General features: G+C 62.6%; 16 protein-coding genes. 10 read left to right on the top strand and 6 right to left on the bottom strand.

Annotated features, from left to right (window positions below; all coding sequences use genetic code 11):
- Positions 1-64 precede the first annotated feature (64 nt).
- Complete coding sequence (locus ACI2JX_RS01140) at positions 65-1411, top strand: class II 3-deoxy-7-phosphoheptulonate synthase (protein WP_404689169.1); 1347 nt, start codon at positions 65-67, stop codon at positions 1409-1411.
- A gap of 93 nt (positions 1412-1504) precedes the next feature.
- Here the strand turns inward: ACI2JX_RS01140 and ACI2JX_RS01135 are convergent, their stop codons facing one another.
- Positions 1505-1723 (bottom strand): DUF1127 domain-containing protein, encoded by a 219-nt coding sequence (locus tag ACI2JX_RS01135; protein ID WP_264237143.1) that lies wholly within the window; start codon positions 1721-1723, stop codon positions 1505-1507.
- Between the two features lie 96 nt (positions 1724-1819).
- Between ACI2JX_RS01135 and ACI2JX_RS01130 the strand changes: the two genes are divergently transcribed.
- A complete protein-coding gene (locus ACI2JX_RS01130) occupies positions 1820-2674 on the top strand; it encodes a LysR substrate-binding domain-containing protein (RefSeq protein ID WP_186557654.1) in 855 nt (284 codons plus the stop codon).
- 87 nt (positions 2675-2761) lie between these two features.
- Here the strand turns inward: ACI2JX_RS01130 and ACI2JX_RS01125 are convergent, their stop codons facing one another.
- Positions 2762-3511: a sulfite exporter TauE/SafE family protein gene (locus tag ACI2JX_RS01125; RefSeq protein ID WP_404689168.1), complete on the bottom strand. Its 750-nt coding sequence runs from the start codon at positions 3509-3511 to the stop codon at positions 2762-2764.
- 112 nt (positions 3512-3623) lie between these two features.
- On the opposite strand from ACI2JX_RS01125, the gene ACI2JX_RS01120 reads away from it, so the two are divergent.
- The 3 genes from ACI2JX_RS01120 (at position 3624) to ACI2JX_RS01110 (ending at position 5649) form a co-directional block, all read left to right on the top strand.
- A complete protein-coding gene (locus tag ACI2JX_RS01120) occupies positions 3624-4580 on the top strand; it encodes a LysR family transcriptional regulator (RefSeq protein ID WP_264237140.1) in 957 nt (318 codons plus the stop codon).
- 54 nt (positions 4581-4634) lie between these two features.
- Positions 4635-5090, top strand: a complete 456-nt coding sequence (locus ACI2JX_RS01115; protein WP_404689167.1) for a MarR family winged helix-turn-helix transcriptional regulator — start codon at positions 4635-4637, stop codon at positions 5088-5090.
- 130 nt (positions 5091-5220) lie between these two features.
- Positions 5221-5649, top strand: a complete 429-nt coding sequence (locus ACI2JX_RS01110) for an organic hydroperoxide resistance protein (protein ID WP_186557650.1) — start codon at positions 5221-5223, stop codon at positions 5647-5649.
- A 77-nt stretch (positions 5650-5726) separates the two neighbouring features.
- On the opposite strand, the gene efp is transcribed toward ACI2JX_RS01110, so the two are convergent.
- Together efp and earP are read right to left on the bottom strand one after the other, a co-directional pair.
- Complete coding sequence (efp, locus tag ACI2JX_RS01105; protein WP_119139903.1) at positions 5727-6296, bottom strand: elongation factor P; 570 nt, start codon at positions 6294-6296, stop codon at positions 5727-5729.
- Between the two features lie 48 nt (positions 6297-6344).
- Entirely contained in the window at positions 6345-7478 is a 1134-nt protein-coding gene (gene earP / locus ACI2JX_RS01100) for an elongation factor P maturation arginine rhamnosyltransferase EarP (protein WP_404689166.1), read from the bottom strand.
- A 133-nt stretch (positions 7479-7611) separates the two neighbouring features.
- Between earP and ACI2JX_RS01095 the strand changes: the two genes are divergently transcribed.
- The gene (locus ACI2JX_RS01095; protein ID WP_264237135.1) at positions 7612-8004 is read left to right on the top strand and encodes a hypothetical protein; all 393 of its coding nucleotides are present in this window, start codon (positions 7612-7614) and stop codon (positions 8002-8004) included.
- Positions 8005-8006: 2 nt separating this feature from the next.
- On the top strand, positions 8007-8489 hold the full coding sequence (locus tag ACI2JX_RS01090; RefSeq protein ID WP_404689165.1) for a GreA/GreB family elongation factor: 483 nt from the start codon (positions 8007-8009) through the stop codon (positions 8487-8489).
- A 53-nt stretch (positions 8490-8542) separates the two neighbouring features.
- Here the strand turns inward: ACI2JX_RS01090 and ACI2JX_RS01085 are convergent, their stop codons facing one another.
- The gene (locus ACI2JX_RS01085; protein ID WP_404689164.1) at positions 8543-9481 is read right to left on the bottom strand and encodes a LysR family transcriptional regulator; all 939 of its coding nucleotides are present in this window, start codon (positions 9479-9481) and stop codon (positions 8543-8545) included.
- Positions 9482-9598: 117 nt separating this feature from the next.
- Between ACI2JX_RS01085 and ACI2JX_RS01080 the strand changes: the two genes are divergently transcribed.
- A complete protein-coding gene (locus ACI2JX_RS01080) occupies positions 9599-10348 on the top strand; it encodes a 3-oxoacyl-ACP reductase family protein (RefSeq protein ID WP_372353345.1) in 750 nt (249 codons plus the stop codon).
- Positions 10349-10416: 68 nt separating this feature from the next.
- Here the strand turns inward: ACI2JX_RS01080 and ACI2JX_RS01075 are convergent, their stop codons facing one another.
- Positions 10417-11289 (bottom strand): LysR family transcriptional regulator, encoded by an 873-nt coding sequence (locus ACI2JX_RS01075; RefSeq protein ID WP_404689163.1) that lies wholly within the window; start codon positions 11287-11289, stop codon positions 10417-10419.
- 108 nt (positions 11290-11397) lie between these two features.
- Between ACI2JX_RS01075 and ACI2JX_RS01070 the strand changes: the two genes are divergently transcribed.
- Entirely contained in the window at positions 11398-12585 is a 1188-nt protein-coding gene (locus tag ACI2JX_RS01070; RefSeq protein ID WP_368972887.1) for an MFS transporter, read from the top strand.
- A gap of 123 nt (positions 12586-12708) precedes the next feature.
- Entirely contained in the window at positions 12709-13086 is a 378-nt protein-coding gene (locus ACI2JX_RS01065; protein WP_264237129.1) for a hypothetical protein, read from the top strand.
- The last annotated feature ends 32 nt before the right edge of the window (positions 13087-13118 follow it).

Here is a 13118-nt window from a genome sequence, read left to right as displayed (position 1 = left end):
CAACAAGCGGCTCGCCAGCTGATACCATGACAGACAGCCCATAACAGACCATACCGAGCCCGTGATGAAGCAACCGTGGAGCCCTGAAAGCTGGCGCGCCCTGCCGATCCAGCAGCAACCGACCTACCCAGACGCTGCGCACCTGATCAAGGTCGAGCAGACCCTGGCCAGCTACCCACCCTTGGTTTTCGCGGGCGAGGCGCGGGAGTTGCGCCGGCAGTTTGCCGAGGTCACCCAGGGCCGCGCATTCCTGCTCCAGGGTGGTGATTGCGCCGAGAGCTTCGCCGAGTTCTCCGCGGCAAAAATCCGCGACACCTTCAAGGTGTTGCTGCAGATGGCCATCGTCATGACTTTCGCCGCCGGTTGCCCGGTGGTGAAAGTCGGACGCATGGCCGGTCAGTTCGCCAAGCCTCGCTCGGCGGGCGACGAAACCATCGGCCAAGTGACCCTGCCGGCCTATCGCGGCGATATCGTCAACGGTATTGGTTTCGACGAGCCCAGCCGCATCCCCGACCCTGAGCGCCTGCTGCAGGCCTACCACCAGGCCACCGCCAGCCTCAACTTGCTGCGCGCCTTCGCCCAGGGTGGTTTCGCCGACTTGCACCAGGTACACAAGTGGAACCTGGATTTCATCGCCAACTCCGCCCTGGCCGAGAAGTACCACCAGCTGGCCGACCGTATCGACGAGACCCTGGCGTTCATGCGCGCCTGTGGCCTGGACAGCGCGCCGCAACTGCGTGAAACCAGCTTCTTCACCGCCCACGAAGCGCTGCTGCTCAATTACGAAGAAGCTTTCGTGCGACGCGACAGCCTGACCGGCGATTTCTACGATTGCTCGGCGCACATGCTGTGGATCGGCGACCGCACGCGCCAGCTCGACGGCGCCCATGTGGAGTTTCTGCGCGGGGTGCATAACCCGATTGGCGTCAAGGTTGGGCCGAGCATGAAGCCTGAGGAGTTGATCCGCCTGATCGATACGCTCAACCCGGACAACGACCCAGGGCGCCTGAACCTGATCGTGCGGATGGGCGCGGGCAAGGTCGGCGATCACCTGCCAGGGCTGATTCGCAGCGTCGAGCGCGAGGGGCGCAAGGTGCTGTGGAGCTCCGACCCGATGCATGGCAATACCATCAAGGCCAGCAGCGGCTACAAGACCCGCGACTTCGCCCAGATCCTCGATGAGGTCAAGCAGTTCTTCCAGGTGCATCAGGCCGAAGGCTCTTATGCGGGCGGGATTCACATCGAGATGACCGGGCAGAACGTCACCGAGTGCATTGGTGGGGCGCGGCCGATTACCGAGGATGGGCTGTCGGATCGCTACCACACCCATTGCGATCCGCGGCTCAATGCTGATCAGTCGCTGGAGCTGGCGTTCTTGATTGCCGAGACGCTGAAGCAGGTGCGCCGCTGAGCTAAGGCCTGGCAATCATCTTTGTAGCGATTGTTCGGCCCTCATCGCGGGTGCAGGCGCGGGCTTGCCCCGCGACGAGGCCGGTACTGACACTTACTTACGCAGCGGATCATCCCAGAACGGCCGCTCGGCCTCGCGCTGGATATCCGCCCGGCTCAACCCCAGATCGGCAAGCGTCGCATCACTTAGCCCGGCCAGCTCCTGGCGCTGACGATACAGCTGATGCCACCGCGCCAACCGGTGCCCCACCTCATGCAGCAGGTGGCCGACAGAAAAGACAGGTTGCTGGGTAATGCTGACATGACCTTTCATCGTGAAGCCCTCCGTGTTGATGGCTTCAGTCTCGCGCCAGGCATACGATCAATCCAACGAATGTTTCTGATGCCATGCATCTCGGAGATTGATGCAATGTCCCAGTACCAGAGCCTCGATTCGGACGTCCTACGCACCTTCGTCGCCATCGCCGAGCAAGGCGGCTTCACCCGCGCAGGCGAAGTGGTCAATCGCACCCAGTCGGCGGTCAGCATGCAGATGAAGCGCCTTGAGGAAGACATCCTCCAGCGCCAGCTGTTCGAGCGCGACGGCCGCCAGGTGCGCCTGACCGCCGAAGGCCAGGTGCTGCTTGGCTATGCCCGGCGCATCCTCAAGTTGCATGGCGAAGTGTTCAACACCTTGCGCATGCCGCACATGGTCGGGGTGGTGCGCATCGGCACGCCTGACGACTACGCCATGCGCTTTCTGCCGAGCATCCTTTCCAGCTTCGCCCAGGCCTATCCGTTGATTCAGGTCGAGGTGCATTGCGACTCGTCGAAACAGCTGATGCTGCGCCAGGACCTGGACCTGACCATCGTCACCCGCGAGCCGGGTAATGAGATAGGCCAGCTGCTGCGCCAGGAGCGCTTGGTCTGGGCCGCGGCACAGGGCTTTTGTCCGCAGGAGCAGCGGCCGATGCCGTTGGCGCTGTTCAACACCGATTGTTTCTGCCGGGCCTGGACCTGCAATGCGCTGGAGAGCCAGGGCATCGATTATCGCATCGCCTATACCAGCCCCAGCCTTGCGGCAATTTTTGCCATTGTCACGGCCGGCCTGGCGGTGACGGCGCAGTTGCAGAGCCTGGTCGGCGGCAACATCCGCATTCTCGGTGAAGCCGACGGCCTACCCCAGCTGCCGCTGGCCAATGTGATGTTGCTGCGCAATGCGCAGACTCAGTCGCCGATCACTGACTGCATGGCTGACTACATCACCGAAGGGTTTGCGGTGTAGTACTGCCCTATCGCGGGGCGCAGTTCATTTCTCGCGTGGGAGCGGGCTTGCCCCGCGATAGGGCCAGCACTGACAGCACAATCAATTCTAGAGCTCGTAAGCCAGCATCACCGCGCACACCACCAAGAACACGCAGAACATCGTGCGCAGGACTTTTTCCGGCAGGGCATGCGCCAACTTCACCCCCCAGCTGATGCTGAGCAACCCGCCGACCGCCAGCGGCACACCCACCTGCCAGACCACACTCTGGTGCAGCCCATAGGTCAGCAGCGTGACCATCGTGCTGGGCGCCGCCAGTGCCAGCGACAGCCCTTGCGCGACCACCTGGGTAGTACCGAACACACTGGTCAGAATCGGCGTCGCCACCACGGCCCCACCTACGCCGAACAGCCCGCCCATGGTTCCGGCAAAGCTGCCCAGCACCCCAAGCCATGGCCAGGCATAGCGCAACGCACTGCTCGGCGGGGTAACGCGCATGAACATCCGCGCAACGTTCCACACCGCCAACGCCACCAGGAAGCCGACAAAGCCCAGGCGCATCGAGTGAGCGTCGATCCCCACCGCCCAGATCGAGCCCAACCAGGCAAACAGCAAGCTGCACAACGATAACGGCAGCGCATGGCGCAGTTCGATGCGGTTGCGTTGGTTGTAGCGCCACAGCGCCAACAACACATTCGGCACCACCATCACCAGCGCCGTGCCTTGGGCCAGTTGCTGATCCAGGCCAAACAACACGCCGAGGGCCGGAATGGCGATCAAGCCGCCGCCAATCCCGAACAAACCACCCAGGGTGCCTAGTGCGGCGCCCAACACGATATACATCAACCACTCGATCATCAGGGCCTCATCCGCCGGTTACACGATGCGCGCATGCTACCCACACTAGGCTAGCGGGGAAACGCACAGCAACGCACAATGGCTATGCGTAACTCGCATAAGCAGACCAAGCATGAGCCCCGATACCCTGACCGAACAATTGAACCTGTTCCTCGATGTGCTGGAGTCAGGCAGCTTTTCCGCGGCCGCCCGCCGCCATCCGCTGACCCCCTCAGCGGTGGCGCGACGCATCGATAACCTGGAAAGCGCCGTAGGCAGCCGGCTGTTCGTACGCAGTACCCACGCGGTGCGCGCGACCCCGGCTGGCAAGGCTTTCGCCGAACGCGCCCGGCGCATCGTTGAAGAATTACGCCTGGCACGCGCCGAGGCGGTGTCACTGAGCAACGCCCCGGAAGGTTTGATCCGTATCGATGCCCCAGCAGCATTTGGCCGGCGCCACCTGGCCCCAGCGATCGCCGACTTCCTCGTGGCCTACCCGGGCCTGGACGTGCAACTGCGGCTGATCGACAGCTTCGTCGACCTGCATGGCAGCCACTTAGGCGAAGTCGACCTGGTGCTGCGGGCAGGCCCGCTGGCCGATACGCGCCTGGTCGCCACGCCGTTGGCCTACATGGTGCGCATTGCCTGCGCCAGCCCGGGGTATCTGGCCAGCCGCGGCGTACCGGCCTGCCCCAGCGAACTGCCAGAACACGATGGCTTGGACTGGGACGGCCTGGCGCCGCCGTTCGCCTGGCGCTTCGCCGTGGACGGCCAGACCCGCCTGTATCGCCCGGCACGCATGCGCATGTCGGCCAACAACGCCGAAACCCTGCTGTTCGGCGCGCTCGCCGGCTTAGGCATCGCGCACCTGCCCACCTGGCTGATCAGCGACTACCTGCTGCGCGGAGAATTGCTGCCGCTGTTCTGCCAAAACGGCTTGCCGCAGCCGGAAACCAGTGGCGTCTATGCACTACGCCTGGAACATGAAACGAACTCTCGCAGTCGATTGCTGCTCGAATTTCTCAAGAGCCGCTTCAGCCCGGTTCCACCTTGGGATCAGGCGTTGCGCAGTGGATTACGCTGGTCATGAGCGCGCTAACCATCAGCGTGCTAAATTTTCACCAGAATTAATTCAAGGACCTGCATGAACGCCGACAATAAAGCCCCTTGCACCGAGCTGCTGCTGGACAACCAGGTCTGCTTCGCCCTGCACTCCACCTCGTTGCTGATGACCAAGGTCTACAAGCCCTTGCTGCAGGCCCTGGGCCTGACCTACCCGCAGTATTTGGCGATGCTCGTGTTGTGGGAGCAGGACGGCCTGACCGTGGGTGAAATCAGCCAGCGCCTGCTCACCGACCCCGGCTCACTGACCCCGCTGCTCAAGCGGCTGGAGAGCGAGGGTCTGCTCAAGCGCACCCGCAGCCGCGAGGATGAACGGGTGGTGCTGGTGCAACTCACCGATAAAGGCAGCACCTTGCAGGACGAGGCCCAGCGCGTACCGCAGTGCATCGTGCAAGCCAGCGGGCTAGACCTGGAGCGCCTGCAACAGCTGCAAGCCGACTTGCTGGAGCTGCGCGCCAGCCTGCAAAAGAGCCTCTGAGGACTATGCTGTGAAATGGCCGTTCGGATGAACGGTGAAAGATTTATCTTGCGCACTAAATAATTGCGCGCTAACTTAAATCCCGTACTCACCCTGCGCCACGGCGCACAGCACACAAGCGAGGCTCAAGATGCAAAAGGTCACTCCCCTGTACATCGCCCAGGCAACCTCCACCGGTGGTCGCGACGGCACCTCCCGCTCCAGCGACGGTAAGCTGGAAGTCAAGCTGAGCACCCCCAAAGAGCTGGGTGGCGCAGGCGGTGAAGGCACCAACCCCGAGCAAATGTTCGCCGCTGGCTATTCGGCCTGCTTCATCGGCGCACTGAAGTTCGTGGCCGGGCAAGAGAAGAAACAACTGCCGGCCGATGCCTCGATCACTGCCAAGGTTGGCATTGGTCAGATCCCAGGTGGCTTTGGCTTGGATATCGATCTGCAGATCAACCTGCCTGGCCTGCAACAGGCTGAAGCTGAAGGCCTGGTAGAGAAGGCGCACAAGGTTTGCCCGTATTCCAACGCCACCCGTGGCAATGTTGATGTGCGGCTGCATGTGACCGTGTGAAATAGCAGCCCTCACACTGTTTCAGGCACAAAAAAACCCGGCCAAGGCCGGGTTTTTTTGCGGGTCGCAAGAAGTGATTACTTCTTGGAGCGGCCCTTGAAGCTACCGTCGCGGGTGTCGATATCGATCATTTCATCGATTTCGATGAAGTCAGCAACCTGCACTTCAGTGCCGTTGGAGAGCTTTGCAGGCTTCATGACTTTGCCCGAAGTGTCGCCACGAGCGGAGTTCTCGGTGTAGACGACCTTACGGCTGATGGTAGTTGGCAGCTCTACCGATACCAGACGGTCTTCGAAGAATACGGCTTCGCAAACGTCGGTCATGCCTTCTTCGATGTACGGCAGAACGGCCTCGATGTCTTCGGCGTTCAGTTCGTACATGGTGTAGTCGGTGGTGTCCATGAAGGTGTACTGGTCACCGCTGATGAACGACAGGGTGGCTTCTTTGCGATCCAGGATCACGTCGTCCAGCTTGTCGTCGGCACCGTAGACGGTTTCAGTCTTGTAGCCGGTCAGCAGGTTCTTCAGCTTGGTCTTCATGATCGCGCTGTTACGGCCCGATTTGGTGAATTCAGCTTTCTGAACCAACCACGGATCGTTATCGATGCGCAGAACGGTACCAGGTTTGATTTCTTTACCAGTTTTCATTGCGAAGTATCCGAATCTGGATGGATTTATAAAAATCGAGGCCGCGTATCATAGCGAATTTCGGTAAAAGTGTACTAGCGCCGTGGCAAGGTCCGGCCGAGTGGCCTGTTCTGCGGCCCAGTCACGGGCATGCTGGCGCAACTGCGGCCAGTGCGGTTGCAGCGCTTGCCAGGCCTGGGCCATGTCTTGATCCATGTTCCAGGCGCGCCACAAATCGCTCAGAGCCCCTGCGGCAGCGTCCGACAAGCCGCGACGATAATGGCCAAGAAACGCTTCGAGTTTTTCCCAGTGGGCGTTTTCTTCCTGCACATAGATGTGCCAGAGCATCGGCGCCCCCGCCCACTGCGCGCGGACGAATGAATCCTCGCCGCGCACGGCGTTGAAGTCGCAGGCCCAGAGCAACTTGTCGTAGTCGTCCTGGCTGACGAAAGGCAGCACCTGCACCGTCAGGGCGCCACGCTGGTGGATTGCCCCAACTGGCAAGTGCGCCTCGCCCAACCAGCAAGCGAGATCAGCCAGCACCCGCCCTTGCGGCACCAGCAAATGGCTGGGCTGCAGATCTGCCGCCAGCACATCGAGCCAATTGGCCAACTGCGGGTTTTCGTAGGCGAACAGGGAGATCAACCGCGCCGACGCTTCAACCTGCACGCCAAGCCCCTGAAGAAACCTCGCCCGCTCGCCAGGCGTTTGCTGGAAAGCATCGCGGCGCGCCAGCAGCGAGGCTTCGCGCAGCAGCCCCCCGGTGTTTGCGGTAAACCCTGGGAAGAAGAACATCTTGCGCAGGCCGTTGGCCTGAGGCGACGGCAGGCCATGGCAGCCCTCCACCCAATCTTCAGCGCTCAGATAGTCAAGGTTAAGCCATAGCGGCGGCGTGGCTTGCGCGCGCATCGCCTCGACATAGGCCGCCGGCAATACGCAGGCGAAGGCCCCAACCACCACCTGCGCCGGGGCAGCGCCCTGCCAGTCAGCCGGCCAATGGCGCACGTCAACGCCCTGCTGGCATTGCTGCTCGGCGCTGGCGTCGGCCTCTGGGCACAGGCGGACGAAGGCGTTCAGGTCATCGACCCACAGGCGCACCGCCAGGTCATGCTCGGCCACCAACTGGCGGGCCAGGCGCCAGGTCACGCCAATATCGCCGTAGTTGTCGACGACCGTGCAGAAAATGTCCCACGTGGTTTTCATGCCCACTTCCCTCGCCGCGCGGAAAAACCGCCGATTGTGCGGATAAATGCTGGCTGACAAAAGCACTGGCGCTGAATATTTCTCGCCCCCCATGCGACAATGCCGGCATGACCCGCCCTGCCAGGAGGCCGCCATGTACCGCCGCCGCGAACTGAAGATTACCCTCAAGCCCGTGCAATTGATCCTCTGCGTGGCCTTGGGCCTGTGGCTGGGCGCCGTCGCCATTGGCCTGAGCCTGTGGCTGGCACTGCGCTGGTGGCCTGAACAGGTGACGCCAGTCGCCCACGCAGTGGCGCCAGCAATCGTCGCACCTGCCCCGCCACCGGCACCGCCCGCCGATGCCCAGGCGCAAATGTTCGAGCGGTACAAGGACATCCTCCACCAGCAAGAGGCGCAACAGGCCGCTGATGCCGCCCAAGGCAACCCGCGCAACCTGAACAATCCCAAGTGTCAGTTCTGGCTGCAACAAAACCGCACCGCCCCAACCGACAAGAGCCAGGCCAACGTGCTGGAGTTCTGCTACTGACCATGAACAAGACCACCCTGCTCGCGCGCATCGTGCAAACCCTGGAAGACGACGTCGAAGTGCTGCGCCGCGCCGCCCAGACCGCCTATGAAACAGCCACGGCCGAAGAGAACATCGCCGAGAACAAGTACGACACCTTGGGCCTTGAGGCTTCGTACCTGGCCACCGGGCAAGCGCGGCGCACCGCCGAGATTCGCCAGGCGTTGCTGACGTATCAGCAGTTGATCATGCGTGACTATGATCCGGCGCGGGGCATTCAGATCAGTAACCTGGTGACTTTGGAAGATGAGCAGGGTCACCAGAGGATGCTGTTTCTCGGGCCGCAAGGGGCTGGGCTGAAGATTGGCGAGGGCGAGCAGATGGTCACCGTGATTACGCCACGTTCTCCGCTGGGGCAGTTGTTGATCGGCAAGCGGGTTGATGATGAGGTGAGTTTGCAGGTGGCTGGGGTGGCGCAGGTGTCGATTGTGATCGATGTCGTCTGACCTGGCCTCATCGCGGGGCAAGCCCGCTGCCACAAGATCGGCACTGGTGCCTTCTATAGCGCCTCCAGCGCATCAAAGCGCTTTACCAGCCCCTGCGCCGCAAACCGCTCCACCACGAAATCGATGAACGCCCGGGTCTTGCCCGGCAACAGCTTGTGCTCGGCGTAATAGAGACTGATGTTGCCATCATCCACATACCAGTCCGGCAACACGCGCTGCAGCCTGCCTGAGGTCAGGTAAGGCACGGCAAACGGCAGGCTGACCAGGGCGATGCCCAAACCCTGTTCAGCCACCGCGCAGGCGGCGTCGGAGTCACTCATGGTCATGGCCTGACGCAGCTGCAAGGGCCGTTGCTCCTGCCAGCGACTGGTCAGCGGCCAGGAGCGCACGCGGCCGGTTTGCGGCGAGCGGATCAAAATCCCAGCGTGGCGGGGCAAGTCTTCTGGCTGCTCGATAGGCCCATGCTGCTGGCGATAAGCCGGCGAGGCGACCAGCACTCGGTGTGCCGGGGTCAGCCTGCGCGCTACCACCCCCGGCGGCAGATCGAAACCGCCGCCGATCGCCGCATCGAAGCCTTGGCCAATCAGGTCGACCTGCCGGTTGTCGAAGTGCCAGTCGGGAGTGATCGCCGGGTAGCGCTGAAGAAATTCAGCCAGTAGCGGCAGCACGTACAAACGCCCGAAAACCGTTCCCATGCTCACCCGCAACAGCCCGGCCGGCTGGCCTTCGGCGCTGGCCAGGTTGGCCATGGCGTATTGAATGGTGCGAAAGCTGTCGCTCACCTCGGCGAGGAATCGCTGCCCCGCTTCGGTCAGGGTCAGCTTGCGCGTACTACGCTGGAACAGTCGCACACCCAGCCGCGCCTCCAGCTGGGCGACGTTCTTGCCCACCGCTGCCGGGGTCAGACTCAGGCGTCGGGCAGCCTCGGCGAAGCTGCCGACCTCGGCGCTGCGAATAAAGCACTCCAGCGTGCTGAACGACTCCATGGCCATGATTACCAACCTCAGGTTTACTCTGCTGATCGCGATTGCCATCTTATCAGCAGGTAATCCACAGCCGATACTTCTCCCATCCCAAGGCATCCAGCCTTTCACTTGCAGGAGATCAGCATGTCCCAGTCACTTACTCTCGACACCAAGGTAGCCCTGGTCCAGGGCGGTTCGCGCGGCATCGGTGCGGCGATCGTGCGCCGCCTGGCCAAGGAAGGGGCGCAGGTGGCCTTTACCTATGTCAGCTCGGCAGGCCCCGCCGAAGCCCTGGCAGCAGAAATCAACGATGCTGGCGGCAAAGCCTTGGCCTTGCGCGCCGACAGTGCCGATGCCAGCGCTGTGCAGCAGGCTGTGGAGGCGACCGTTAAGGCATTCGGTAGGCTCGACATCCTGGTCAACAACGCAGGTGTGCTGGCGGTGGCGCCAGTGGCCGAGTTCGACCTGGCCGACTTCGACCGGATCCTCGCCGTCAACGTGCGCAGTGTGTTCGTTGCCAGCCAAGCCGCTGCCCGGCACATGGGCCAAGGTGGCCGGATCATCAATATCGGCAGCACCAATGCCGAGCGCATGCCGTTTGCCGGTGGCGCGCCGTATGCGATGAGCAAGTCGGCGCTGGTTGGCCTGACCAAGGGCCTGGCGCGTGACCTTGGGCCGCAGGGGATTACCGTCAACAACGTACAGCCTGGGCCCGTCGACACCGACATGAACCCGGCCGCGGGGGATTTTGCCGAGAGCTTGATTCCGCTAATGGCGATTGGGCGCTATGGCCATGTCGAAGAGATCGCCAGCTTCGTCGCCTATCTCGCTGGGCCTGAGGCTGGATACATCACTGGCGCGAGCTTGACGGCTGATGGTGGTTTCTCTGCCTGAGGGATGCCCCTCTCTTTGTAGCCGCGGCGGTGCGCCGCGCCTACAAAGAAAGGGGGTGAGAGTGGGTACTAGGCCAGGCGTTGTTCCAACACCTCAAGGAATGCGCGCGCTGCTGCGGTCGGACTGCTCGACCACACCGCATACAAATGCCGCACAGGGGCATCATCCAAGCGAGCCACACCGACCCCAGCAAACTCATTGGCAATCCGTTCCGGCACCAGCCCGATCGCCAGGCCACGCTGGACAAACTTTTCCACCAGGCGAATATGGCCGATCTCGAACTGAACCCGATGCACCAATCCTGCCGCCTGGAAGGCCTCATCGGTCTGGCGCCGGGCACCAGTGCCTTCGGGAAAGTCGACCAATACCTGATCGGCAATATCGGCCAAGGCCAGCCGCCCACGTCCTGCCAAGGTATGCCCAGGCGGCAGCACTGCGACCAGTTCTTCCCGGCCCAACAAACGGTGGTGCACGCCCTGCAACACTTCGCCCTGCCACAAGCCGATAAAACCTACATCCAGGCGCCGCTCACAGACATCGGCCACCAGCAACTCACTCTTGGCGGTCAGCCAGCGCACGTCCACCGCCGGATAACGCGCATGAAACAGCGCCAGCAGATCGACCAGATCGAGCGCCGTCAACGAACTGATCTCACCGATCGACAGCCGCCCGCGCACCTGCCCACAGGCAGCCGCCACGTCATCGGCAATGCGCTGGGCAGCCTCCAGCGCTGGCCGCGCGCTGAGCACGAAGGCTTCGCCAGCCGGGGTCAGGCGCACCCGCCGCGAGGTACGCTCGAACAGACTGACGCCCAACTGCGCCTCCAGCCGTGCCACCTGATGACTAAGCGCCGACTGCACCACATGGCAGCGCTCGGCGGCGCGGGTGAAACTGCCGGTATCGGCTACGGCCAAGGCATATTCGAGCTGCTTGAGATTCATGGATTGATCTGTAATCGAGATAGATAATGTGAAAACTATACATTGGTGTCATGCCAGATACTTACCGATACTGAGCGCACTTTCCTACTGCCCGCAATGAGAACCACCATGAACGCCCCGACCCTCAGTCGTGCCCTAATCCTGCTGATGGCGACTGCCACCGGCCTGGCCGTGGCCAGCAACTACTACGCCCAGCCACTGCTACACAGCATCGCCGAGCAGTTCGGCCTGAGCACCGCCAGTGCCGGCACCATCGTCATCGCCGCGCAGCTCAGCTATGGCGCCGGCCTGTTGCTGCTGGCGCCGCTGGGCGATCTGTTCGAACAACGCCGTTTGATCGTGATCATGATCGGCATTTCTACCCTTGGCCTGATCATCAGCGCCTGTGCCCCCAGCCTGCCGTGGCTGCTGTTCGGCACCGCCTTGACCGGGTTGTTCTCGGTCGTGGCGCAGATCCTGGTGCCCATGGCCGCCAGCCTGACCGCCCCAGAGCATCGTGGGCGCGCGGTGGGCACGCTGATGAGTGGGCTGTTGCTGGGCATCCTGCTGGCGCGTACCGCCGCAGGCTTCATGGCCGAGCTGGGTGGCTGGCGCAGTATCTATGTGCTGGCGGCAGTACTGATGGCCGTCAGCGCCATCGCCCTGTACCGCAGCCTGCCACAACACAACAGCCATGCCGGGCTGAAATACCCGGCGTTGATCGGCTCGGTATTTCGTCTGTTCATCGAAGAGCCGGTGCTGCGCTTGCGCTCACTGCTGGGGCTGTTGGCGTTCAGCCTGTTCGGGCTGTTCTGGACGCCACTGGCGTTTCTGCTGGCGCGCGAGCCGTATCACTACTCCGACGCGGTGATCGGTCTGTTCGGTTTGGCCGGCGCTGCGGGCGCGCTGTCGGCCAACTGGGCTGGGCGCCTGGCTGATCGCGGCAAGGGCTCGCTGGGCACCACGGTCGGGCTGATCGCCTTGCTGCTGTCGTGGATACCACTGGGCTTTGCCGAGCATTCGCTGCTGGCGCTGTTGGTCGGCGTGCTGGTGCTGGACCTGGCCGTGCAGCTGGTGCACGTGAGTAATCAGAATGCGGTGATCGGTTTGCGGCCAGAGGCACGCACGCGGCTCAATGCCGGCTATATCACCTGCTACTTCATCGGTGGCGCATTAGGTTCGCTGCTGGGCACGCAACTGTTCGAACGTCAGGGATGGCTGGGGATCGTCGTCGCCGGGCTGCTGATCGGCAGCTTGGCCCTGGTGGTTTGGGGGCTGGCAGAGCGCAAGCGCAAGGTGCTGATTCAAGCGGTTTGAACAGGCCAGCGGCTGACGCGACAAGCGACCGCACGACCCTCCGTCGCCTCGCCGTTGACTTGCTCACAGGCAAAGAGCTGCATAGGCGGTGGTCAACAGCCCTCCCACTGACAGGACGACCCAATGACAAGACTCACGGTGCAATCCGGCGATTTCTTGCTAGGTGAAGGCGAGTATCGCAATGGATCGCTCACACTCAAGACCCCACGCAGCCCTTCGCCTGGCGAGCGGATCTCGCTGGCGCGGATAAAGGAACTCAAGCTGGCCAGCCTGGAAACCAACCGCAGCCTGGGCACCGCCCTTGGCTGGGGCGTTGCCGGCGCGCTGGTGGCCGGCCCAGTCGGGCTGATCGCCGGCCTCTGGCTGGGTGGCAAGGAAGAAGAAGCGACCTTCCTCGCCACCTTCAAGGATGGTCGCAAGCTGATGGCCATCACTGATGGCAAGACCTGGTCGAAAATCGACGACAATTGGCGTCAGCACCAACGCCGCCCGGCCGCCTGAATCACACCAGACCCTGATCGTCTATTTGCCTG

The sequence above is a fragment of the Pseudomonas sp. NPDC088890 genome, from assembly GCF_044900155.1.
Lineage (GTDB): Bacteria > Pseudomonadota > Gammaproteobacteria > Pseudomonadales > Pseudomonadaceae > Aquipseudomonas > Aquipseudomonas urmiensis.
Note: the sequence above shows the minus strand (reverse complement) of the source record. Positions and strands in the feature narration are given on the sequence as shown.